The organism is Nonomuraea sp. NPDC049684 (assembly GCF_044465345.1).
Taxonomy (GTDB): Bacteria; Actinomycetota; Actinomycetes; order Streptosporangiales; family Streptosporangiaceae; genus Nonomuraea.
Genome location: NZ_JBITLO010000022.1, coordinates 141,930 through 165,183, shown reverse-complemented (window position 1 = coordinate 165,183; position 23,254 = coordinate 141,930). Strand labels below are relative to the sequence as shown.

Annotated in this window: 21 protein-coding genes and 1 pseudogene; 12 read left to right on the top strand and 10 right to left on the bottom strand. The window is 70.7% G+C overall.

Features of this window, described 5'->3' with window-relative positions:
* Window positions 1-6: 6 nt before the first annotated feature.
* Window positions 7-420, bottom strand: a complete 414-nt coding sequence (locus ACIBST_RS44685; RefSeq protein ID WP_397179550.1) for a DUF3105 domain-containing protein — start codon at window positions 418-420, stop codon at window positions 7-9.
* A 454-nt stretch (window positions 421-874) separates the two neighbouring features.
* On the opposite strand from ACIBST_RS44685, the gene ACIBST_RS44680 reads away from it, so the two are divergent.
* The 6 genes and pseudogenes from ACIBST_RS44680 (at window position 875) to ACIBST_RS44655 (ending at window position 7,721) form a co-directional block, all read left to right on the top strand.
* Complete coding sequence (locus ACIBST_RS44680; RefSeq protein ID WP_397179549.1) at window positions 875-2,122, top strand: S1C family serine protease; 1,248 nt, start codon at window positions 875-877, stop codon at window positions 2,120-2,122.
* 585 nt (window positions 2,123-2,707) lie between these two features.
* Complete coding sequence (locus ACIBST_RS44675; RefSeq protein WP_397179548.1) at window positions 2,708-3,070, top strand: hypothetical protein; 363 nt, start codon at window positions 2,708-2,710, stop codon at window positions 3,068-3,070.
* On the top strand, window positions 3,070-5,127 hold the full coding sequence (locus ACIBST_RS44670) for a hypothetical protein (RefSeq protein ID WP_397179547.1): 2,058 nt from the start codon (window positions 3,070-3,072) through the stop codon (window positions 5,125-5,127). Before ACIBST_RS44675 ends, ACIBST_RS44670 begins: the two co-directional genes overlap by 1 nt.
* Before the next feature lie 43 nt (window positions 5,128-5,170).
* Window positions 5,171-5,707 (top strand): hypothetical protein, encoded by a 537-nt coding sequence (locus tag ACIBST_RS44665; protein WP_397179546.1) that lies wholly within the window; start codon window positions 5,171-5,173, stop codon window positions 5,705-5,707.
* Window positions 5,708-5,746: 39 nt separating this feature from the next.
* Window positions 5,747-6,145: pseudogene (locus tag ACIBST_RS44660) on the top strand (RNA-binding S4 domain-containing protein); the annotation flags it as partial.
* A gap of 421 nt (window positions 6,146-6,566) precedes the next feature.
* Window positions 6,567-7,721 carry an RNA ligase RtcB family protein gene (locus ACIBST_RS44655; RefSeq protein ID WP_397179545.1) on the top strand — a complete coding sequence of 385 codons (1,155 nt, stop codon included), beginning with the start codon at window positions 6,567-6,569 and terminating at the stop codon, window positions 7,719-7,721.
* An 84-nt stretch (window positions 7,722-7,805) separates the two neighbouring features.
* Here ACIBST_RS44655 and ACIBST_RS44650 read toward each other — a convergent pair whose 3' ends face one another.
* Together ACIBST_RS44650 and ACIBST_RS44645 are read right to left on the bottom strand one after the other, a co-directional pair.
* Window positions 7,806-8,273: a hypothetical protein gene (locus ACIBST_RS44650; protein WP_397179544.1), complete on the bottom strand. Its 468-nt coding sequence runs from the start codon at window positions 8,271-8,273 to the stop codon at window positions 7,806-7,808.
* 123 nt (window positions 8,274-8,396) lie between these two features.
* Complete coding sequence (locus ACIBST_RS44645; protein WP_397179543.1) at window positions 8,397-8,939, bottom strand: hypothetical protein; 543 nt, start codon at window positions 8,937-8,939, stop codon at window positions 8,397-8,399.
* Window positions 8,940-9,236: 297 nt separating this feature from the next.
* Between ACIBST_RS44645 and ACIBST_RS44640 the strand changes: the two genes are divergently transcribed.
* Window positions 9,237-9,854, top strand: a complete 618-nt coding sequence (locus ACIBST_RS44640; protein WP_397179542.1) for a DUF305 domain-containing protein — start codon at window positions 9,237-9,239, stop codon at window positions 9,852-9,854.
* Window positions 9,855-9,898: 44 nt separating this feature from the next.
* On the opposite strand, the gene ACIBST_RS44635 is transcribed toward ACIBST_RS44640, so the two are convergent.
* Complete coding sequence (locus tag ACIBST_RS44635) at window positions 9,899-10,186, bottom strand: sterol carrier protein domain-containing protein (RefSeq protein ID WP_397179541.1); 288 nt, start codon at window positions 10,184-10,186, stop codon at window positions 9,899-9,901.
* A gap of 88 nt (window positions 10,187-10,274) precedes the next feature.
* Between ACIBST_RS44635 and ACIBST_RS44630 the strand changes: the two genes are divergently transcribed.
* Complete coding sequence (locus tag ACIBST_RS44630) at window positions 10,275-10,622, top strand: hypothetical protein (RefSeq protein ID WP_397179540.1); 348 nt, start codon at window positions 10,275-10,277, stop codon at window positions 10,620-10,622.
* Between the two features lie 265 nt (window positions 10,623-10,887).
* Here the strand turns inward: ACIBST_RS44630 and ACIBST_RS44625 are convergent, their stop codons facing one another.
* Together ACIBST_RS44625 and ACIBST_RS44620 are read right to left on the bottom strand one after the other, a co-directional pair.
* Window positions 10,888-11,400, bottom strand: a complete 513-nt coding sequence (locus tag ACIBST_RS44625; RefSeq protein ID WP_397179539.1) for an RICIN domain-containing protein — start codon at window positions 11,398-11,400, stop codon at window positions 10,888-10,890.
* Window positions 11,401-11,605: 205 nt separating this feature from the next.
* Entirely contained in the window at window positions 11,606-12,778 is a 1,173-nt protein-coding gene (locus ACIBST_RS44620) for an ROK family protein (protein ID WP_397179538.1), read from the bottom strand.
* Between the two features lie 141 nt (window positions 12,779-12,919).
* Between ACIBST_RS44620 and ACIBST_RS44615 the strand changes: the two genes are divergently transcribed.
* The 3 genes from ACIBST_RS44615 to ACIBST_RS44605 all read left to right on the top strand — a co-directional run bounded on the left by ACIBST_RS44615 (window position 12,920) and on the right by ACIBST_RS44605 (window position 18,399).
* Window positions 12,920-14,164 carry a Gfo/Idh/MocA family protein gene (locus ACIBST_RS44615; protein ID WP_397179537.1) on the top strand — a complete coding sequence of 415 codons (1,245 nt, stop codon included), beginning with the start codon at window positions 12,920-12,922 and terminating at the stop codon, window positions 14,162-14,164.
* Window positions 14,116-15,768 carry a beta-N-acetylhexosaminidase gene (locus ACIBST_RS44610; protein WP_397179536.1) on the top strand — a complete coding sequence of 551 codons (1,653 nt, stop codon included), beginning with the start codon at window positions 14,116-14,118 and terminating at the stop codon, window positions 15,766-15,768. Before ACIBST_RS44615 ends, ACIBST_RS44610 begins: the two co-directional genes overlap by 49 nt.
* Window positions 15,769-15,984: 216 nt before the next feature.
* The gene (locus tag ACIBST_RS44605) at window positions 15,985-18,399 is read left to right on the top strand and encodes a hypothetical protein (RefSeq protein ID WP_397179535.1); all 2,415 of its coding nucleotides are present in this window, start codon (window positions 15,985-15,987) and stop codon (window positions 18,397-18,399) included.
* 79 nt (window positions 18,400-18,478) lie between these two features.
* Here the strand turns inward: ACIBST_RS44605 and ACIBST_RS44600 are convergent, their stop codons facing one another.
* The gene (locus ACIBST_RS44600; protein WP_397179534.1) at window positions 18,479-19,645 is read right to left on the bottom strand and encodes an erythromycin esterase family protein; all 1,167 of its coding nucleotides are present in this window, start codon (window positions 19,643-19,645) and stop codon (window positions 18,479-18,481) included.
* A 153-nt stretch (window positions 19,646-19,798) separates the two neighbouring features.
* On the opposite strand from ACIBST_RS44600, the gene ACIBST_RS44595 reads away from it, so the two are divergent.
* The gene (locus tag ACIBST_RS44595; protein ID WP_397179533.1) at window positions 19,799-20,224 is read left to right on the top strand and encodes a DNA-binding protein; all 426 of its coding nucleotides are present in this window, start codon (window positions 19,799-19,801) and stop codon (window positions 20,222-20,224) included.
* Window positions 20,225-20,240: 16 nt separating this feature from the next.
* Here ACIBST_RS44595 and ACIBST_RS44590 read toward each other — a convergent pair whose 3' ends face one another.
* From ACIBST_RS44590 to ACIBST_RS44580, 3 genes are read right to left on the bottom strand one after another with little or no spacing between them, the layout of a single operon-like run.
* Window positions 20,241-21,287: a VWA domain-containing protein gene (locus tag ACIBST_RS44590; protein ID WP_397179532.1), complete on the bottom strand. Its 1,047-nt coding sequence runs from the start codon at window positions 21,285-21,287 to the stop codon at window positions 20,241-20,243.
* A complete protein-coding gene (locus ACIBST_RS44585) occupies window positions 21,288-22,334 on the bottom strand; it encodes a VWA domain-containing protein (protein WP_397179531.1) in 1,047 nt (348 codons plus the stop codon).
* Window positions 22,331-23,251, bottom strand: coding sequence for a DUF58 domain-containing protein (locus ACIBST_RS44580; RefSeq protein WP_397179530.1), 921 nt, complete (start codon window positions 23,249-23,251; stop codon window positions 22,331-22,333). The genes ACIBST_RS44585 and ACIBST_RS44580 overlap by 4 nt, the downstream gene beginning before the upstream one ends.
* Window positions 23,252-23,254 lie beyond the last annotated feature (3 nt).

Genomic DNA, 23,254 nt, shown 5'->3' with positions numbered 1-23,254 from the left:
TGAGCCTCACGCCGACGGCTCCCCGATCCCGCCGCTGCAGGACGCGCCCGGCTCGGGCGTCCCGGGGCCGTTGACGTTGGCGCGCGGGAACGCCGTCAGCCGCGGGTCGTCGGCGCTGTCGAGCTTCAGCTGCTTGCCCCACGCGCTGAGCACGACCGGCGCGGACAGCCCCGTGTACGGCGACAGCACGACGAAGTCGCGTCCCTGGGCCTGCTTGTACAGGGTCTCCAGTTGCTCCTTCGGCAGCCCCGGCCAGAAGGCGATCCAGACGGCTCCGTCCTCCTGGCTGTGGACGACGTTCTCGTTGCGCAGGGGCTTGCTGTAGATGCCGCAGTTCTGCCGCTCCGGCGCATGGTCGCCGCCGACCGGCGGGGCCTGCGGGTAGCTGACGACCTTGTCGGTGTGGTTGCGACTGCTCACGTCGATCGTCTGGACCGCGACCGGCGAACGTCCGGCCCGGTCGTCCAGGACGAACGCCGTGATCGCGCTGCTCGGCCTGCAGCGCGGAGAGCCGCTCCCTGCGCGCGCCCTCGGCGTTCTTGTCCATCCGCCACCTCCGACCTTCGATCCGTAGAACTTCTACAGTGCGTAGAATTTGGCCGCCGTAAGCGGACGTCTTCGACAGGCGCCGTGGTCGTGCTCACGGTCCTCGGCTCGCCGCCGCGAGTCGGGTTGCGCTCGTCAGGGTCGGATGCGCCGGTTCGGGCGGTGATGTTCGACAACTTGTAGAAATGAATGTCGGCGACTCATGCCCGCCCGACCTGGATCGATAAGGCCGCCATGAGGAGGAGGCCCGGTTCCGGGATCAAGGGCTTAGCCGGGTCTTACGCCGGAGTTGGCACCGTGAGGCAGCAGAACTTGAGGGAGATGACAGATGAACGCGCACGAGCCTCACGAGCAGGACCCTAGAGCGCAGGGCAACGGCGGGTGGAGCCAGTTCGGCACCACGCCACCGACCGTCGGAGGCTTCCCCCGCCGCGACCCGATCGTCACGGAGCAGCCGCCGCCCCCGCCTCCGCCGACCTTGAAGGCACGTTTCACCGCCGGCCAGAAGGCGGTGGCCGGGCTCGCACTGGCGGCCATGGCGATCGTCGGCGGGGTGGTCGGCGCCGTCGCGGCGACCTCCTTCCAGCCCGCGCCCGTCGCCACCACCAGCCACGTTCCCAGTCCCGTCCTCAAGCCGGCCTCCGGGTCGCTCACCGTGGCGGACGTCGCGGCCAAGGTGCAGCCGACCGTCGTGATGATCCAGGGGCAGACCGGCGAGGGCTCGGGCGTCGTGCTGTCGGCGGACGGCCTCATCCTCACCAACAACCACGTGGTCGAGGGTGCTAGCCAGGGCGGCGGGCAGATGAGCGTGAAGTTCAGCGACGGCAAGACGGCCAAGGCGAGCATCGTCGGCACCGATCCGGCCACCGACCTGGCCGTCATCAGGGCTGCGGACGTGTCCGGGCTGACCAAGGCGACGCTCGGCGACAGCGACGCGCTCAAGGTCGGTGACGCCGTACTGGCCATCGGCAGCCCCCTCGGCCTGGACGGATCCGTGACGGCGGGCATCGTCAGCGCGCTTGACCGTACCCTCACCACCGGCCCTGACCAGCGGCAGCAGGTCCCTCCCGGCTGGGGGCAGGAGCAGAGCCGGCAAAGCGCCGGCACGACGATCGGCGGCGCCATCCAGACCGACGCCTCGATCAACCCGGGCAACTCCGGCGGCGCGCTGGTCAACGCCGCGGGTGAGCTGGTCGGCATCAACACCGCCATCGCCTCGAACGCCGCCGGCGGCGGCGTGGGCTTCGCCATCCCGGTCAACACCGCCAAGCAGGTCTCCGACCAGCTCATCGCCACCGGCAAGGTCCGTCACGCGGTCCTCGGGGTGAGCGTCACCGACGCGACCGGCGACGTGCCCGGCGCCCTGATCAGCCAGGTCATAGCGGGAAGCCCGGCGGAGAAGGCCGGACTGAAGCAAGGCGACCTGATCACGAAGATCGGCAACACACCGGTCGACGCGGGCGAGACCGTCGTCGGACAGGTCAGAAGCTTCAAGCCGGGCCAACAGGTCAAAATCACCTACCTGAGGGACGGCCAGGCGCGCGACGTCAACGTCACCCTCCAGGAGAAGACCTGACCCGACGCCCACATGGCCATTGAACGGCCACGCCCCCGACGACGGCACCGGGATCCAGATTCGGATGACGGCATCCGTCGGATGGCGATCGGGGGCGGACGCGCCGCGCCGTCCCCGAGATCGCATCTCCGCTCGTCATGCCTACCGGCAAGAACACGGGCAGGCATCCGTATAGGCAGTGTCCGTCGGCTGTACGCCGGGATCGTCACCGACGCCGTAGTTCGCGGTCAGGAGGCCCCGCGCCCGGGGCCCCTTGCGCCCCGTCGCGGGTCGCCATTCGTCCGCGACCGCCTGAACCGCGCTCTGGGAGAAACCGCTTTCGATCAAGCGCGGTAGTGCTCAGCGCTCCGACGCTCTGTTGACGCAGGCGGCGGGCTGCCGCGGCTGTTCTGCTGCACGCTTTCCTATATGTGGACGCCACCGAGCCGGTGCTGAGGGTGCCGTTGGAGCATCCGCGGCCCGGGTTGACGAAGTTGCAGAGTTGGATGAGTTGTGGAACCAGCTTTTGTCACGTCATGAGGGATAAGCAGGCGGCCCGCGGCTCAAAACGTCCCAAACACTGGTATGGGCAACGGCTCGCTACGAATGTACGCACTGGACTTTGATTCGGCTCGATGGATTTCCCGGCAATCGCAAATGGGTCGGTTTCCCGAAGCGATCGACTCAGTTCGGGTTATCGTCATCGGGGGCCTTGAAGCCGTACCGAGGGGATCCGGGATGCCTGGGCTTGATCGCGAGGCGATGCAGGCAGCGGTGGTGCGCATCCAGAAGTTGTCTGACGACCACTGGTGGACGCTGCACCCTTCTTGCACATTGATGGATGCCCGGGCCTGGGTGGGACCGAGCGGGAGCCGCTTTCAGCAGGCCTTGCTCAGTCGCCAGCGCGAGCTGCGTGCGATGTTGGCCCAAGCCGTCGCGGCTGCGAACGACGAGTTGGCGAGCATGTGATGAGCTACAGCGGGGTCAAGCGACCCGAGTTCGACACTCTGGTCGCCCGCCACACCGCTGCGGCGCTGCAACTGGAGGACTTGGCCGCGATGCTGCACGGCGAGCTCTCCGCGGCAGGGCTGAGCACCGAGCCGGCCCTGCGCATCCGCAGCATGGCGAAGGAAGTCAGTGCGGAGGTGGACGATCTGCGACGCCGTCAGCACATCGTCCAGGAGATGGAACGGACGAAGGTCGTCCACCGTGACTGCACACCGGACGGGACCATGATCGCCGTCCCGGATTCGACGGCCGCCGCGCAGGGGCTCCTGGATGGCACGTTGGCCGCGAACGCGGCGGTTGCCGCCGGCCGCGGGGACAAGGCGGCGCTGGCCGGGCTGCAGGGGTATGCCGACAGGGCGGACGATCCGGAGTTCGTCAAGGTTTTCCTGGCGAAGCTGGGCGTCAAGGGCATCACCGAGCTACCGGCCGTGCTGGGGCTGCAAGTGCGGGCCAACGTCATGTCCCGACGTGATCCGCGACAGGTCAAGCAGGTCGAACAGGTGATGAAGCTGCTGTCCGTGGCCCTGGCCAAGGGCACCGACCCCGCCGACAAGGCGTATATGGGGCAGACGTATCTGGACCAGCTTGTGAAGGAAGGCCGTGCCGAGCACAAGGCGCTTGAGGTGACCTACGTCGGCTATCAGGCTCAAGCGCTGATCTGGCGAGCCGGCGAGGGCAAGCCACCGTTCTCGAAGCGGTTCATGGAAGTAGTGGGCCGGGACGTGGTTGTGCACCAGAAGGAGCTGTCGGATTCCCGCGGCCTGTACGCCAACAGCCTCGATCTGGCCACGGTGCTCGGCATCAGCGACTCCATGCAACCCGGCGGCCCTCGTATGGGGCAGCCGGGGGAACAGATCAAGGCCAGCGTCATCGACGATCTCTCGCAGGCCGGAAAGTACTCGTTGCCGGCGGCACAGGCGTTGCTCTTCCACACTCCGAAGGGGTGGACGAAGTCCATCATGGAGTATCTGCTCACCGACCGGCTGGACGGCTTCAACAACACACGCAACCAGGCCCCGTTCGCCGGCCTGCTGCAGAAAGCGCTCAGCGGCAAGGACAAGGAGTCATTCGAGCACGCCAACGAAGCGCTCGTGCTTCTCAAGAAGGAGCTCGACGGGGTTGTCGGACGGAGTGGCGACGGCAAACTGGAGATTCTCGACCGGAAGCAACTGGACCGGCTGTCCTTTCTCAGCGGACCGATAGGAACGGTCATGGCCGCCCATGTCGACGAGATCTTCGGAGTCTTCGACGACAAGACACCCGAGCTCAAAGACATCGACCGTGCCGAGATGGATCGCCTGCTGCTCTTCGTCGGCCGTGACGAGGCCGCCACCAAGGCGCTTGTGGGAGCGGAGGTCGAGAGAATGTTGCTGAAGGTTCAGGAGTCCTACCGGCGGGACGGCGGGGAGAGCCTGAACGAGGTGCTGCTCCCCGAGGCACGCTTCATGGGACATCTGCTCGAAACTCGACGCCTGTTCCTCCTCTCGCAGGCCAAGAGCGATGAGCAGGCCAAAGAGGAAATGAAGAGCCTGATCAGCGGTGTGCTCGGTGAGGCGACCGGGCCGGTGGGCAAACTCGCCACGCGATTCGGGTTCTGGGGCGACAAGGCACACGAGAAGCTCACGCCCATGGGGTTCGACAAGCTCTCGGCATTCCTGGCCGACCGGCTGATGAAACAGGGCCTCTCCTCGGAGTCGGCCCTGCAGGAGGCGGGCAACGATCGCGAGATGGCCATGTGGATGGTCCACAAGATGGTTCTCGGCAGCAGCATCGCGAACGGCCGGTGGAGTCGCAGCGCGCTCGACGACGCCAAGGGCTCTCCCTTCGCCACGAACGGCGATCCCCCCAAACTGAAACCGCTCGACGAGATCGTCGCCGACCCGGAGACCTTCGACAAGTTCATCGAATGGGCGCGCTGGCACACCAAGGTCGAGAGCAGCACTCAGACCGTCAAGGAAGCCATGGACAACAGCGCCCTGTTCGACGTGCACAGCAATCTCGGCATCGAGCGGTACTGACATGTCCACACGCGCCACGATGGCCGCCCTCTGCACTCTTCTCGTGCTGACGCTGAGCGTCGGCTGCGCCCAGCAGAACCCCTCTCCGCCGGCCAAGCCAACTGCCTCGCCACAGCCGGTGAGCGACTCCGGCCCTTACTGGTGCGACGTCGTCCCACAGGAAGCAATACGGACGATCAGCGGCTTGGCCATACCGTTGGAAGAGAACAAGGACGGCGTTCCCGCCACGCATGGCGCCTGCTCGCTGAGGAACGAGTACAACCGCTTCTCACTCAACTGGTCCATTCGTGATGGAGAAGGAGCGCTTGAGCTCGCCCGCGAGAACTTCGGGAAGAAACGGCTGTCCGAACTGCCGGCGGATCTCGGAAAAGGGCTGATCGCCTTCACGGGGAACAGCCCCAGGACGAAGCCGTACGTGGCGTTCATGCTGTTCCGGTGCGGCAACGACCGGCCCTGGATGGGAATGGATGTTTCGCAGGTGGCGCAAGGCCGGGATCTGGTCAAGGACTTCACCGACCTGCTCCGGATCGCCCGCGAACGCTACGGACGACTGCATGACTGTGTCCCGGCAGCGGCATAGCCTGCGCGGCGGCTGCTTCATGAACCGGACAATCAGTGGATGTCGGTGGTGTGGTGTTCTCAGTACAGTGGCGGGGTGGTGGGTGAGCAGCTGAGTGTGCGGGTGGACAGCTGGATCTGGGCGGTACGGCTCACCAAGACCCGTTCGATGGCGGCCGACGCCTGCCGGGGCGGTCACGTCCGGGTCAACGGGGTGCGGGTCAAGCCTGCGCAGGCCGTACGGGCCGGGGACGAGATCCGGCTGCGGCACGACGGGCGCGAGCGCATCGTGGTGGTCTCCCGTGCCATCACCAAGCGCGTCGGCGCCGCCGTGGCCGCCGAGTGCTACGTCGACAAGAGCCCCCCGCCTCCTCCTCGCGAGGAGACCGTGGTGGTGGCCGTCCGGGCTCGTGGCGCGGGGCGTCCCACCAAGCGCGAGCGCCGCAGCATCGACAAGCTGCTCGCGCGGCCGGTGGTGGAAGAGCGGCGGGGCGGCCGGGCACGCCCGGATTGGCCAGGCAGGTCTCGCCGTACCGGATCCGTGCGGCATTCCGACACCGCGCAGTGGTGTGCTCGCGCGGATGCGGCGAAGTCCGTCAGGACAGTTGCTGGACGCTGGCCCGCGATCCAGCCGATGTCTGCAACGGTCGGCTCGCAATGGGCTGCCGGTCGGGTCGGCGAACCCGAAGCCTGGGCCGGCTTAGCACTGCGTCGTGCTCGCAGGGGACGGGCTGAAAATCGGTTGCCTGGGATGGCCGGGGTTCGAGAACGTGATCCCCATGAGGCTCTGACGACAGACACCCCGCTCGCCGAGAGGCCGCGACGCCGGTTCGCGTCGTGATGCCGCCTGTCCATACCGTTCTGCAGGGAAGAGAACGTCTTTGTCTCAGCAACGCCCGGCCACGGGGGCCACCGTCACCGTGTTCGCCTCCCCCACCAGCTGGATCGAGTCCGACGCCGTCGCGCAGTGCCGTCAGGTGGCCGCGCTCGACGGCATGACGCACGTCGCCGCCATGCCCGACCTGCACCCCGGCAAGGGCGCGCCCGTCGGGGCCGCCATGGCGTCGGCCGTCCTGTATCCGTTCCTGGTGGGCTCGGACATCGGGTGCGGCATCGCCGTGTTCCCGGTCAGGCTCAAGCGCGCCGTGCCCGAGAAGCTCGCCGCCCGCTTTCCCGACCTCGATCGTGCGCTGGATCCCGAACGTGATGCCGACGATCCCGCCTGGGCCGTCATGAAGGACGACATCCCCGCCGGTCACGTCGAGGGCCTCGGGACGGTCGGCCGCGGCAACCACTTCGTCGAGCTGGCCCGGATCGGGACCGTCTTCGAACCCGGCCACGCCGCCCGGCTCGGCCTCGACGCCGGTGACCTGGTCCTCGTCGTCCACAGCGGTTCACGGGGGCTGGGCGAACGGATCCTGCGCGAGCACACCGACGTCCACGGCGCGGGGCCCGCCCCTGATCCCGGCGCCTACCTGGCCAGGCACGACCAGGCCGTACGGTGGGGGTCGCTCAACCGGCGGCTGCTGGCCGCGCGGGTCGCCCACGCGCTGGGGTTCGAGCCCGCCGAGCCGATCCTCGACCAGTGCCACAACCTGGTCGAACTGCGCGACGGCGGCTACCTGCACCGCAAGGGAGCGGCGCCGGGCGACGGCCGGGACGTGCTCATCGCCGGCACCCGCGGCACCCCGTCCTACCTGGTGGCCGCCCACGCCGGTCCGGACGCCGGCCACTCCGTGGCGCACGGCGCGGGCCGCAAGATGTCGCGCGCGGACGCCCTGCGCCGCGGCCGGGCCAAGCACACCGTCGAGGAGCTGCGCCGCACGCCGATGGGGTCGGTGGTGGTGTGCGGCGACCGTCAGCTCCTCTTCGAGGAGGCGCCCACGGCCTACAAACGCATCGAGCAGGTGATCGACGACCTCGTCGACCACGGCCTGGCCACGCCCATCGCCACCACGATCCCCCTGGTCACCTACAAGACACCCGATCTCGGACCGGACTCCCGGAAGGACCGCCGCAAGCGGGGGCGGCCGTGAACGTCGTCCGCCTGCCGGCTGGGCCACCGCCCTGTGCCGGCGGGCTGATATGCCGGAGATCAGGTGGTGGATGGCCGGGAGGCGTCAGACGCCGGATGTGCGTCCCACGCAGCGCAGGGTGTCGCCCTTCTTCACGAACGTGGCGTCCGCGAGGAGGTAGAGCTTCTTCTTGGCCGGGACCTTGACGTCGATGATGACGTCGTAGGAGAGGTCGGTGAGTGCTTTCTTCTCGTGAAGCGTCTCCCCGTGGACCTTTCTGTCCTTGCCGGGGCGTTCGACCATCAGGTTGAGGTGCACGGTCTTCAGGCGGATCGGCGCCTTGGAGTTCCATCGGTAGAAGATGTCGGAAACGCGGTGGTACCCGCCGGCCGTCCGGTACTTCATCTCGAAGTACGCCGTCTCGCCATCGCTCATCGTGCAGCTCGACCGGACGCTGTGCGCCGGGGCGGCCGTGGTGGCGGCCGTGGTGGCGTGCGCGGTGGACGTCAGCAGGGCGAGCGCCAGGCCGGCCCCGGCGAGCGTGGCCGCGGCGTTCCCGAGGATGTGCGTCATTTGCACGTCTCCCTTCGCATGGCTCGGATCTGTGGTCGAGATTGACGCCGGCGGTGTTGAGCATTTGTTGAGGATCTGTTCAGGCGGGCTGAAATGGAGGTGCCGGCCTGGGGAAGGACGGAGTCAGCGACCGATCAGGGTCGCGCCGGGGAGTGACTGCTTGACCGCCTCCGGCGTGCCCACGACGACCGTCAGTTTTTCCTGGGTCTTCTTTGCCGCCGCGTTCCCGTAAAGCTCCACCTTTCCGAGGTTTTTCGCCTTGACGGTGACGAACATCCGGGTGGGGGTGCACCACAGGGTCACGGTGCTCTCCGAACTGGTGCCGGCCATGCGTTCCTCGGGCCCGGCGAAGCCTTCATCCGTGGTGGCGACGTTGCCCTCGGACTTGGTCAGATCCTGGCTCATGTTGAAGTTCACGCTGGAGGAGCCCTGGTCGGCGAGGCCGCACACGCCCTTGCTGCTGATCCAGGGGACCATGTCGTACTTCCCGACCTGGATGCGCGCCAGCACCTTGTCCGCCCCGTCCGGCATGCCCGATTTGGAGGCCGCGGCCGGCAAGGATGCCAGCGGCCAGCGGCTCGGATCCTTGAGCAGCCAGTCCTTCGGCTCGTTCGTCGAACAGCCCGTCAGTAATAAAACCGCGAATATCAAGATTTTTCCCTGCATAGGGGGATCATCATAAGGTCGAGAATCCTCGACTTACCGCCGTTCCGTCGGCGCGGGGCAGCGCGGGCCTCCCTGGGGGCCGGCCTGAGCGGTGGGGTTACCGTGGGAGTAGGTGTCGAATCGGCGTTGGGGGTACGCATGAAGCGACGCTCCACGAAGACAGCGATGGCCGCAGGGGCATTCCTGGCCGCCATCGCCACCGCGTCGGGGGCCACTTCGGGGGCCACCGCGGCGGCCATGGCATCTCCGCCGGCGCCGTCCCCGAGCCCTGACGGAACGCAGCCCACGTGCCCAGGCATGGGGCAGATGCATCGCGTGACCAGCGAGTACGACTACCTGTCGCAGATGGTCCCGCACCACCAGGACGCCATCGCCGCGGCCCGTCAGTTGCAGCGGTCCAGCAGGCCGGAGATGCGGCAGCTCGGGCAGTCGATCGTCACGACGCAGACGGCCGAGGTCGCCAGGATGAAGGGCTGGCTGCGGCAGTGGTACCCGCAGAGCCCGGCGCCGAGCCCGAGCGGGACCACGATGCCCGACCTGTCGGGGCTCTCGGGGAATCAGCTCGACAAGGCGTTCCTGCAGCACATGATCCCGCACCACATGATGGCGATCATGATGTCGCAGCAGCTCCTGGTGCACGGCGAGGCGCTGCATCCCCAGGTCGCCGACTTCGCCCGCAAGGTGCGCGACGACCAGCGGGCCGAGGTCGCCACGATGCGGCGGTACCTGGTCCAGTGGTTCGGCGAGCAGAGCATGCCCTGCATCCCACACATGCCCGGCATGACACCGGAGCCACAGATGCCGGACATGACGCCAGGGCCGCACATGTCCGACATGACGCCAGAGCCGCACATGACCGACATGACGCCAGAGCCGCACCTGAGTGACATGACACCCACCACCGACACGTCCTGACGACATCCCGGCCGCTACGTCCGTGAGCCAAGGGACACGGCGGGTCAGAAGGTAGGAAACGCCCAGCTCGACAGGTGGAAGGGCGCCCGCTCCCGGCGGAAGGCGAGCGAGGCGGCGGTGACCGCGCCGGGCCGCAGTTCCTCGCCCCGGCCCGCCGCGGCCAGGGACGACAGCGTGGCGCCGCCCCGGTAGGCCGCCCCCAGCTCGGCGCAGGTCAGCCGCAGGTCGGAATGGGCCGGGGTGGGTTCGCAGGTGACGGAGTCGCCGTCGGCCCGCAGGCGGTGGCGTCCGGCGTTCCAGGGGCAGAACGGGTCCTGGACCTCCAGGACCACATCCGGGGGGTCAAGTACCGGTCGACGTCCACCAGGCGGACCCAGAGGTTGTCGATCGTGGTGACGCCCCGGACGGTCCTGGTCGCCGGTGTCCTGGCGCAGCGGGGGCGGCCGGCTCGCGGCGCGCCCCGCGAGGCGGGTCGCGGCCCGGCAGGCCGAACTCGCCGCGGCCGATGCGATGCTCGGCGTGGACGGGCCGTTCGACCGGGCCAGGCAGTCCATGCTGCGCGTACTAGTCGAGGACGCCGACTGGGACGACGCGGCGGCCGCCTGGCGGGACCTGGGGCAGCCCTACGAGCCGGGCGCTGAGCCTGTTCCACGACGCGCGGGCCGCTCCGGCGGCGGGCGACCGACCCGGCAGAACGGCCCAGCAGAACGGCCCGGCTCAGGGAAACCGCGCGGCCGGCCCGTGAGCCGGGCGCCGCGCGCCCGGTAGATCGCCCGGCTCGGACGGCCCCGACCGGCGCAGGACGGGCTCACCGAGCGCGAGCGAGAGCGCGATGTGCTCGTCCTGATCGCCGACGGGTTGGCAACCGGCAGATCGCCGCCCGGTTGCACATCTAGCCCAGCACGGCGGGCGTGCACGTCCCCACATCCTGGCGAAACCGGGCGCGGCCCCCGTACCGAGGGGGCGGCCATCGCGTTCCGCGAGGGACGGGCGGGATCCGCCACGACCGCGCCGTGATCCGGGGTCGGTCAGGTCAGGTCAGGGTGTCCTCGACCTTGATCTGGCCGCCCTGGACGACCCACTTCTGGTTGGGGTGGTTCAGGCACGTCCAGAGCCGCACCACGGTGTTGTTGGCGCGGCTGTTGGTGGTGTCGAGGCAGACCTCGCGGCCGGTGCCGACGGTGTCCTCGACCTTGATCTGGCCGCCTCGGATCACCCACTTCTGGTTCGGGTGGTTCAGGCACGTCCACAGGCGCACGTTGGTGTTGTTGGCGCGGCTGTTGGTGGCGTCCAGGCAGACCTCCCGGCCGCTGCCGACGGTGTCCTCGACCTTGATCTGGCCGCCCTGGATCACCCACTTCTGGTTGGGATGGTCCAGGCACGTCCACAGCCGCACGTTGGTGTTGTCGGCGCGGCTGTTGGTGGCGTCCAGGCAGACCGGCGGGCCGGCCTGGGCGGCGTGGGCCGTCGAGGTGGGGGCGATGGCGGCGGCCACCAGGGCGACGGCGGATGCGGCCGTCAGGCGGGCGACGGGGCTGGCGGGCATGGGTTACCTCCACTGAAGCGGTGGGCGGGCGGGCGCCGGCCTCCACGGCGGGCGGGCCCGCGAGATGATCGGCCGGCTCGGGAGGCCGGCGACGACCACGAACAATGCATACAGAAAGTAATCTTCCGATTGCACAAAGTGACCTGACGAAAAGGTGACGCATCCCTGGCCGACGTCCCGAAGTTTCTCGTGCGGCCGGGAGAAGTCAGGAAGGTCGCTGCGGAGCGGCGGGGCTGGAGAGGGAACCCTCAGGGGAGAAGAACCGATCGTCCACGTGGTCGAGCGCCAGACAGGCCCCGCCCAAGGCGACGCACTCCTCGCCGAGCGTCGAGGGGCGGATGTCGGGCACGCGTACACAGTGGGGTTCGAGCGCCCGGCGCAGCGCGGGCAGCAGGACGTCGGCCGAGCGGGAGAACCCGCCGCCGAGCACGACCAGTTCGGGGTCGAGCGTCAGCACCATCGCGGCGGTGCCGAGCGCGAGATGGCAGGCGTACGCGTCGACCGCGGCCCTGGCCTCCGGGTCGCCGGCCCGGGCCGCGCCGAAGACCTGCCGGGCGGCCTCCTCGGGCGAGGCGCCCTTGGCCGCCGGGCCGCTCTCCAGGAGCTCGGCCATGGTGCTCCAGCCCGTGATCTTCATGAGCCCGACCTCGCCGGTGGCCCCGCTGAACCCGTGGTGCAGGCGCCCGTCGATGATCAGCGCGGCGCCGGGTCGGCGGCCGACGTGCAGGTAGACGAGGTGCTGGACGCCCGCGGCCACCCCGAGCCGCTGCTCGGCGAGCGCGGCGAGCTTGCTGTCGTTCTCGATGGCGATCGGGCAGGCGAGCCGCTGCCCGAGGTGTCCGACGAGGTCGACGCCGGCCCAGTCGGGCAGGTCGTTGACCATGGTGACGAGCCCTTCGCGGTTGACGACGCCGGTGCTGCCCGCGGTGACGCCCCACATGTCGGACGCGCTCAGCCCGCCCGCGAGGAGCGCGGCGTCGACGGCCCGCCACACCGCCTCCAGCCGCTCCCGCTGGGCGGTGTGCCGGTCTACGGCGACCCGCCCGCTGGCCACGACCCGGCCGGCCAGGTCGGTGATCACCGCCAGCACCTTGTGCACGCCCACGTCGATGCCGAGCACGTGCCCCGCGTCGGTACGGAACCGGTAGCGCTTGGCGGGCCGGCCCATGGCGCCCGGCGCGGGCGGCACCTCGCCGATCCAGCCGCGCTGCTCCAGATCCGTGACGACGTCCACGACGGAGGCCCGCGACAGCCCGGTGCGGGCGGACAGCTCGGTGAGCGTCAGTGGCTCGCGCGCCTCGCGCAGGGCGCGGATGCTGCTCAGGGAGTTCAGCTGGCGTAGCCGCTGAAGGTCGCCGCCACTGACCTGCACGGTCACACTCCTCACTATCACTGGTCTCTGAACTATATCCCTTCGGCCCATCCCCTCTTCTAGCTGCATGTGCCCTGCGAGCAGAGGCTTGACGGCAAGGTCATTCTCGTGACTATCTATGGAGACCTTCATAAAGGAGTTTGCGAAATGACCGTGACCATAGCCATCGTCGGGGCCGGATCCCGCGGCCAGATCTACGCCAGGGCCGCCGCCGCGGACGGCCGGGCGCGCATCGTGGCAGTGGCCGACCCGGACCCGGCCCGCCGGGCCAAGGTGGCCGCCGACCACGACCTGCCGGACAGCGCCTGCTTCGCCGGATGGGACGAACTGGCCGCCGTGCCGAAGCTCGCGGACGCCGTGGTGATCGCGACCCAGGACCGGTTGCACGTCGAGCCGGCCGTGGCCTTCGCCGACCTCGGTTACGCCATCCTGCTGGAGAAGCCGATGGCCCCGACGGAGCCGGAGGCCCGCCGCATCGTCGAGGCGGTCGAGCGCAACGGCGTGCTGTTCGCGGTCTGTCACGTGCTCCGCTACACGGCCTACACCAGGGCGTTGAAGAAGCTCCTGGACAGCGGCCGGTTGGGCACGATCTCCAGCGTGCAGCACCTGGAGCCGGTGGGCTGGTGGCACATGGCCCACTCCTTCGTGCGGGGCGCCTGGCGGAACGCGGCCGAATCGGGGCCGATGCTGCTGACCAAGTCCTGTCATGACATCGATTGGTTGCTCCACATCCTCGGCGAGCAGCCGGTCGCGGTGTCGTCCTTCGGCTCGCTGACCCACTTCCGGCCGGAGAACCGGCCCGAGGGCGCGAGCACGCGGTGTGTGAGCTGCGCCGTCGAGCCCGACTGCGCCTACTCCGCCAAGCGTCTGTACCTGAGCTGCCTCGGCGACCCGCGCCGGGAGTTCTGGCCGCTCGGCGCCGTCACCTCCGACGCCACCGTGGCGGGCGTCACGCACGCACTGGAGACCGGCCCGTACGGCCGCTGCGTCTACGACTGCGACAACGACGTGGTGGACCAGCAGGTCGTCACGCTGGAGTTCGCGAAGGGCGCGACCGTGTCGTTCACCATGACGGCGTTCACGCCGCTGGAGCACCGCAGGACCCGGATCTTCGGCACCCGCGGGTACGCCGAGGGCGACGGGCGCGAGATCAGGGTCGTCGACTTCGTGACCGGCGCCGAGGAGCTGATCGACACCGAGACGTCGGCGGGCGCGTCGCTGGCCGACGGCCACGGCGGCGGCGACGGGGGCCTCACCGAGGCGTTCATCGACGCCGTCGCCGCCGGGGACCAGGCGCCGCTGGGCGCCGGCCCGGCCGAGGCGCTGGCCGGGCACCTGGTCGTATGGGCCGCCGAGCGCGCCCGCGAGACCCGTACCGTGCAGGCCCTGTGAACGCGACGATCCCGGCGCCCGCCCGCCGCACGCCCGGCGAGGGCCGGTTCACCTTCACCGCCACGACCCCGCTGTCCGCCGACCCGGCGCTGGCCGGGGCCGCGCAATGGCTTCGCGGGGCCCTCACCCCGGCCACCGGCCTGCCGCTCCCTGAAGGGCCGGGCGGGGTGGAGCTCCGGCTCGTCGCGGGCCTCGGGCCCGAGGAGTACCGGCTCACCGCCACGTCCGGGTCGGTGCTGATCGAGGCGACGGGCCCGGCCGGCGCCTTCTACGGGGCGCAGACGCTGCGCCAGCTCCTCGACCCCGCCGCCTTCCGGGCCGGACGCACCGGGGACAGGGCGTGGAGCATCCCCGCCGTCGAGATCGCCGACGCCCCGCAGTACGGCTGGCGCGGCTGCCTCATCGACGTGGCCAGGCACTTCCTGCCGAAGAACGACCTGCTGCGGTACATCGACCTGCTGGCCGCGCACAAGCTCAACGTCCTGCACCTGCACCTGACCGACGACCAGGGCTGGCGGCTGGAGATCAGGAAGTACCCCAGGCTCACGGAGGTCGGCGCGTGGCGGCGCGAGTCGCCGGTGGGCGCCGCGCGGCACCAGCGGTTCGACGGGCGCCCGCACGGCGGCTTCTACAGCCAGGACGACATCCGCGAGATCGTCTCCTACGCCGCCGACCGGTTCGTCACGATCGTGCCGGAGATCGACCTGCCCGGCCACACACAGGCCGCCATCGCCGCCTACCCCGAGCTCGGCAACCTCGACGAGCGCCTGCCGGTCCGCACCGAGTGGGGGGTCGGCGAGAACGTGCTCAACGTCGCCGACGCCACGATCGCCTTCTTCACCGACGTCCTGGACGAGGTCCTGGAGCTCTTCCCCGGCCGGTACGTCTGCGTCGGCGGCGACGAGGTGCCGAAGACCCAGTGGAACGAGAGCGTCCCGGCCAAGGAGCGCATCCGCGAGCTCGGCCTGCACGACGCCGACGAGCTGCAGAGCTGGCTCATGCGCCACTTCACCGACTACCTGCTGGCCCGCGGGCGCAGCCCGCTCGGCTGGGACGAGCTCCTGGAAGGCGGCCTGCCGCCCGGCGTCACCGTCGCGGCCTGGCGCGGCGACAAGTGCGCGGTGCTGGCCGTGCGGGCCGGTCACGACGTGGTCGTCTCGCCGTTCAGCGAGACGTACCTGGACTTCCGCCAGGCCGACGGCGACCAGGAGCCGGTGCCGATCGGCAGCGTGACGTCCCTGCGCGCGGTCCACGCCTTCGACCCCGTCCCCGGCGGCCTCGGCGACGAGGAGCGCGGCAGGATCCTCGGCGCGCAGGCCGCTCTGTGGACCGAGCACATCGACTCCCCCCGGCTGCTCGACTACATGGCCTTCCCGCGGCTGGCCGCCTTCGCCGAGGCGATGTGGAGCGGCGCGCGCGACTTCGAGGACTTCCTGGCGCGGCTCGCCGTGCACGAAAGACGCCTCGACGCGCTGGGCGTGGAGTACCGGCCGGCGGGCGGGCCGCACCCCTGGCAGCGCCGTCCCGACGCCCCCGGTCATCCCCGGACCAGGGCGGAGATCGACGCCCAGCTCGCCCGCTGGACGTCCAGCCTGCGGCTCTGAACCCCCTCCCCGTCGTGGGACCAGGCCGAACGCGCTGCTACCTCAACCCGGAATGCCTGCAAAGAGGGACGGTGTCATTCGTGGTTGATCATTTGCTATGTCGATCGAGCTGTTCACAAGTGCGCATGGTTACCTTCAGTATTCGTGAAGATACGATCTGGCCCCGCGGGGCCGGGAAACAGCTCATCGGGCCCTAAACGTGCGGCCATTTCCACCATGCTCCTTCTGAGCGCGGTGTCGGTCGCGCTGCAACCTGCCCGTCCAGCGGCGGCGCAACCGGTTCCGCTGGTCGAGGAGGACTTCACCGGGGCCACCGCGATCCCGCAGTTCATCGGCGTGGGATCGGCCTGCCTGACCGGCGCGCCGGCGGCTCCGCCCGCCGGGCCCGGCGACCATCCGCTCGGGGGCTGCCCCGCCAACGCGGCGGGTCCCGTCCCGCCGACCGGAGGAGCGCCGTACGGCTATCTCCAGCTCACCAGCGCCGACCTGGACCAGACGGCGGCCGCCCTCTACAACGAGCCGATCCCGGCCGAAGAGGGCCTGGACGTGACGTTCGAGCAGTGGCAGTACGGCAACACCACGGCGGTGCCCGCGGACGGCATCTCCTTCTTCCTGATCAACGGGGAAGCCTCGCTGGACCGGCCGGGCGCGTTCGGCGGCAGCCTCGGCTACGCCCAGAAGCTGCCCGACGACGACCCGGCGAACCCCTTCGAGCCGGGGGTCAACCAGGGCTACATCGGCGTCGGCCTGGACGTCCTCGGCAACTACTTCGGGGACTGGGAGCAGCGCGGCCGCACCTGCGCCGAGCGCTCACCGGCTGGCACCGGGTTCCGTGTCCCGGCTCCCGGGCCGAACATGGTGACGGTGCGCGGGCCCGGCAACGGCACCGCGGGCTACTGCTTCCTGACCGCCACCACCAGCAACTTCACCACGACGGGGCCGTGGCCCTCGACGCTGCCGGGCCAGTTGCAGGGCCCCACGATGTCGGTGCCCAACGACCCGCGGGCGGCCCAGGCCGTGCTGGAGGAGTCGAAGCGCACGGTCAACGTCCGGATCACGCCGGCGCCGAACCCCGAGATCACCGTCTCGATCGACTTCAACGACGGCAACGGGATGCAGGAGGTGCTGTCGCTGCCCGCGCCGCAGCCGGTCCCGGCGACCTACAAGTTCGGGTTCGGTGCGTCCACCGGCCTGTTCAGCGATGTGCACCTGATCCGGAACGTGGTCGTCCGTCCGGTGGCCGAGCGGCCTGAGCTGTCGCTCAGGAAGCGCGTCGCCGAGGACGCCGACCTGCCCGACCCGGTGCCGGTGGGCACGGAGGTGCCCTACGAGTACGTGGTCACCAACACCGGCAACATGAACATCGCCGACCTGATGGTGGACGACGACGTCGTCGAAGAGGTCACCTGCCCGCAGACCACCTTGAACGTGGGCGAGCGGGTCATCTGCCGCGGCTCGTACACGGTCACGGAGGAGGACGCCGAGCGCGGCTCGGTCACCAACGTCGCCACCGCGATGGGCCGGGCCGACGGCAACGAGGTCACCTCGCCGCCGTCCGAGGTCACCATCGGCGTCACGGACGAGCGCGGGATGCTGGAGCTGGACAAGCGCGTCGACGACTCCCGCATGTACCGCCCCGGCGACCGGGTCACCTACCGCTACGTCGTGCGGAACACGTTCCGGGAGACCGTGACGGACCTGCGGATCGACGACAACCGGGTGTCGGACATCGTCTGCGAGACCACCGCCCTGGAGCCCGGCGAGTCCACGCTCTGCACGGGCACCTACACGGTCACCGAAGAGGACGCCGCCCACGGCTCGGTCACCAACACCGCCACCGCGGTGGGCATGATCGACGACACGGAGGTGAGCTCGCCGCCGTCGGAGGCGACCATCGACGTCATGGGCGAGCGCGGGACGCTCCTGCTGGAGAAGACCGTGGACGACACCCGCACGTACCGGCCGGGTGAGCGGGTCACCTACCGCTACGAGGTCAGGAACAACTCCGACGAGACGGTGGAGAACCTCCGGATCGACGACAACAGGGTGACGAACATCGTCTGCCGGACCACCACTCTGGAGCCCGGCGAGACCACCACGTGCACGGGCGTCTTCGTCGTGCCGAGCCGTCCCGGCGGCAACAAGGACTGCCGGAAGGGCTGCCGCTTCACCATCACCAACACCGCCGTGGCGCGGGCGGACGGCCTGACCTCCGCTCCGGCGACGGCGACCATCCGGGTCGTGCAGAAGTCGCAGCACCCGCGGCCGCCGTGCCGGCCGGGCAAGAAGAACCACCACTGCCGTCCCGGCAAGAAGCCGCACCACCACCACGGCCACGGCCGTCACCACGGTCACGACCACGACCACGGCCACGGTCACGGTCACGGGTACGACCACAGGTACGACCACGGCTACGACCACCAGTGCCCGCCCGGCAAGATGCCGTACGACGGCAAGACCGCCGAATCGGGATGCGTCCCGGAGCACGCGGACAAGGACGAGCGGGACATGGGCCACTCCATGGACGAGTCCTACGAGCCTCGGCCTGAGGACATGACGGACGACCCGTACATGGAACGTTCCTACCGGGAGACGGGCGACATGCCGATGCCCTGGGAAACCTCCATGTAGGTAGCCCTCTTCCCATCCGCGTCAACCTGATGGTCCCTCCCCGCGGGGAGGGACCATCGTGCTGCCCGCCCCCGGACGCTCACCCCCAGGCGCCGACCCGCTTGAGGAAGACGACGGCGTCGATCGCGCCCAGGTGGGACGGCTCCAGCGGGAAGTAGGCGAAATCCTGGGACACGCGCTTCGCCGGGCCGGCGACGGCCTCGGCCAGGCGGCGGGCGTCGATCACCGAGTGCTCCCACGGGAGCGCGGACAACGCGCCCTCGACGGTGTCCTCCGGCGGGGCGTCGTCGCCGGTCGTGCCGAAGGCGGAGGCCAGGTAGGCGTACCGGTCGCCCAGGTGGGCGGCGGCGATCGCCCCCGCGCTCCACCACTCCAGCCGCTGGTCGCCGAACGACATGACCGTCCTGTCGCGCTGGAGGTGCAGGTTGGAGGAGAAGACCAGGGCCGGGCCGTGCTCGGCGACGGCACGCAGGTTGGCCGCCATCATGGCGTCCCGCAGGGCCGACAGCCGGGTCCAGCGCGCCGGGGAGGCGTCGGCCATCCAGTGGTGGTAGCGCAGCAGGCCGGTGGCGGTGCGCGCGTACAGGTGCGCGCGTTCCCTGTCCCGGGCGCCGAGCTGCGGCGACTGCGTGTCGAGCAGCGCCGCCAGGTCGTCGGCGATCACCCGGAGCCGCTGGGCGTCGGCGGACTGGCCGATCGACTTCGCCGGGTCCATGGCCGTGGCCTCGTCGGACCACCGGTCGTCCTGGCCGAGCAGCGCGTCGAGGGTGTCCCTGGTCACCACCGCGGCGGGGAGCGGACCGTCGAGCAGGTCGTACAGGCCGGTGAGCGCCTCGCGCGGGCTCGCCGCCCAGTACTCCAGCGGGCCGTCGACCCCGAAGAAGCGCAGCTTCTCGTCGTGCTCCTCGTTGTGGGCGCGCATCCATCGGACGAGCTCGCGGTTGGCCGGCAGGGCGCCGAAACCGTGGCTGAAGCCGCGGTCCATGACGTCGTCGAGGGTGCCGGCGCCGGTCGTGACGTAGTCGTCCACCAGGAGGCCCTTGAGGCAGTCGCTCTCGATGGCGAACGACCGGTAGCCCTCGTTCTCGACGAGGTGCCGGAAGATCTCGTTGCGCAGCTCGCCCAGTTCCCCCACGAAGTGCCGGGCCTCACCGAGGCCGAGCAGCAGCGGCCGGGCGGGAAGCGTCCCCAGGAACGCCGAGAGACCCGCGCCATCGACCGGCCAGGCGATGTCCTTGATATCCATGCCTTCAACGCTATCGTTGAACTTTCGGTGTAGCCTTTGCCGCCGAATCCCTCACTGATCTCCCGCAAACCTTCAACCGGCGCTCCACGCTTTGAACGGTTTGTTCAAAACAAGCTGTTGACATCAAAAGGTTCCCGCGACATCGTTGCCTGCATGTCCATCGATCACCCCTTCTCCCCGCCGGACCCCGAGCAGGCGCGCGCCCGGCGGGTGCACGCGTCCCTGTTCCGGATCGCCGAGCGGCACGCGGCCACCGGCGAGCAGCGGCTCAGGCAGGCCCACCCGTCGGTCATCGGGCCGCACGAGGCCGTCCGGCTGGTGTCGTTCCTGCTCAGCGGGGCCGCGCAGCTCGACGACGGCGAGCCGGAGGTCGACCAGGCCGACATCACGGCGGCGTTGAGCCTCGTCCCGCTGGTTCGCGGAGAGCTCGACGCGCTGGAGGCCGGGCTGCTGGCGATGGCCCGCGGGCGCGGCATGACCTGGCAGGAGATCGCCTTCGGGCTCGGCCTGGGCACCGCGCAGGCCGCCCGGCAGCGCCACGAACGGCTCGCCGAACGGTCGGCGACGACCCTCGACTAGGCCGCCGGCCAGGGGGTCAGGCGCGGCGCGGGCGGTTCCACCAGAGGGAGAGCGACAGCGCCGCGACCACCAGCAGGGCGCCGGCCCCGGCGAAGGCGGCGGCCGTGTCCACCCGTTCGCGGACGACCGTGAAGGTGCCGGGAAGGGCGTCGAGGGCGGTCGCGAGCTGGTCGGCGTTCTCGGCCCGGTGGTAGGAGCCGCCGGTCGTCCGGGCGATCTGCCGGAGCGCCGGCTCGTCGATGACCCGGGGGTTGCGGCCCCGGTCGAAGCCGCCGCCGGACCCGCCGCCCCAGTTGCCGAAGCCGCGGCCGTCGAACTGGGAGTTGTCGCACACCATCGGGACCACGTTCGTGGTGCCGAAGCCGATGGTGAACACGCGTACGCGGCGCAACGCCGCCTCCTGGGCGGCCCGCTGCGGGTCGACGCCCTGGGTGTTGGCGCCGTCGGTGAGCACGACGATCGCGGCGCCGGCGTACCCGGAGGTCGCGGCGGGCGGCGTGGCGGCGGTGGCGGCGACCGAGGGGTCCACCTCGGCGATCGCGTCGATCGAGGTCAGCATGGCCTGGCCGATCGCGGTGCCGCGGGCGACGGTGAGCCCGTCCAGGGCCTCGATCAGGGCGTCGGTGTCGTCGGTGGGCGGGACGAGCAGGCCCGCGGTGCCGGCGAAGGTGACCAGGCCGATGCGCGGCCCGCCGCGCTGCGACTCGATGAAGCCGGCGGCGGCCTTCCTGGCGGCGGTGAGGCGGTTGGGATCGACGTCGGTGGAGCACATGGAGCCGGAGGTGTCGAGCGCGAGCAGGATCGTCGCCGACCGCATCGGCACCGGCACCGACGCCTGCGGCCGCGCCGCGCCCGCCGCGAGCAGCGCCAGCCCGGCGACGAAGAGCGCCACGGGGATGCGCCGCGTCCAGCGCGTACGCCCGGGAAGGGCGGCCCGTACGAGCGCGATCGAGGTGACGCGCACGACCACCCGCCGCCGCCGGCGGCCCGCCCACCAGCGGATCGCGAAGATCAACGGGATGACCAGCGCGGACAGCAGCGCCCACGGCCAGGACAACGACATTCAGATCACCCGCCCCGACCGGAACACGGTGACCGCCGCGCCCGCGGCGAGCAGCACGAGGGCGAGCCCGATCAGCCCGCCGGCGAGCGGCAGCGGCTCGTCGGAGACCGTGAGCCGCAGGTCGATCGCGTCGGCGACGCCGTCGAGCCGCGCGGCGTCGGCGGCCGGGTGGTAGGCGCCGCCGGTGGTCCGCGCGATCGTGGTGAGGGTGCCCTCGTCGAGCGAGGTCTGCAGGTGGTAGCCGTCGACCTGCACCGCCGCCCCGGCCGCGGTGCCGACCCCCATGGTGTGGACGCGCACGCCCGCCTTCTGGGCCGCGGCGGCGGCCCGTCCGACGTCGCCGCCCTGGTTCTGGCCGTCGGAGAACATCACGATCGTGGCCGACGGCCAGTAGCCGAGGTCGGGCGGCGTCCCGTCGCGGCCGATGACCACCTGCCTGCCGGTGATGGCCGTCAGCGAGGCCGTGATGGCCGCCGCGAGCGAGGTGCCGCCGGTGATCCTCAGGCGGTCGATGGCCCTGAGCGCGACGGAGTGGTCGGCGTCGGGCCGGGCGGTGGTGAGCGCGCCGCGTTCGAACGCGACGACCCCGATGTCCACGCTGTCGGGCTGCGCCGCCACGAACGCGCGGGCCGCCCGCTGCGCGGCGGCCAGCCTGGTCGGCGCGACGTCGCCGGCGCCCATGCTGTTGGAGACGTCGACGGCGAGGATGACCGTGCCCGCGGTCCGCGGCACCGGCAGCATCGCCGCCGGTCCCGCGGCGGCGACCGCGAGCACGCCGACCGCGGCGATCGTCAGGCCGGTCCCGAGGTACGCGCCGCGCCCGCCCGGCCCGGCGACCCCGGCCGCGGCCAGCGCGGACCTCCGGCGGCGGGCCGAGACGACGACCGCCCAGGCCAGCGCCGCCGTCACGAGCAGCCCCACGGCCAGCACCAGCGGGGACGACAGCGTCAACCGATCCCCGGCGACCCCGCTCACGGCGACCGACCGGAAACGGGGACCGACCCCGATCATGGCGACCGATCGGAAACCGGGACCGATCCCGATCATGGCGACCACTCCCCGCGCGGTCCCGAACCCGCTCGTGACGATCGCTTTCCCGTGCGGGCCGTGATCTCGACGAGCGTGTCGGTCAGGTCGTGGTCGGTGGCGACGCGGTGGACCGGCACCCCCGCCCGGCGCATGCCCGCCGCGAGCCGGGCGTCACGGGCGTCCACGGCCTCGCGGAAGCGGACCCGCAGCAGCGGGTCGGCGGAGTCGACGACGAGCTGCTCGCCGGTCTCGGCGTCCTCGACCACGATCAGCCCGGCCTCGGGCAGCGCGTCGTCGGCCGCGTCCACGACGCGCAGGGCGACGACCTCGTGCCGCCGGGCCAGGCGCTGGAGCGAGCGTTCCCAGTCGCCCTCGCCGATGAAGTCCGACAGGACGACGACGAGCGCGCGGCGGCGGGCCAGCCGTCCGGCCGCGTCGAGCATCAGGGCCAGGTCGGTGGTGGCGCCGGCGCGCGGGCCGGCGGTGCGCTCCAGCTCGGCGCCGATCCGCAGCGCGTGCCGCCGGGACGTGCCCGGCGGCACGACCCGAACCACCCCGGTGTCGAACAGCAGCGCCCCGACCCGGTCGCCGCCCCGCCCGAACAGCCGGGCGAGGACGAGCGCCAGCTCGGCCAGGACGTCGTGCTTGCCGCGCCCCGGCCGCCCGGCCGTCATCGAGGCCGACCGGTCGAGCACCAGCCACACCGTCAGCTCGCGGTCCTCGGTGAACACGCGCAGATGGGGCTCGTCCAGGCGGGCGGTGACGTTCCAGTCGATGTGCCGGGCGTCGTCGCCGTCGGCGTAGCGGCGCAGGCCGGTGAAGTCGACGCCGGAGCCGCGGTGCGCGGTGCGGTGGGCGCCCTGGAGGCGGCCGTCCAGCCTGCGGACGACCTTCCACTCCAGGCGGAGCAGGAGTCTTTCGGGGGCGGTGGCCATGAC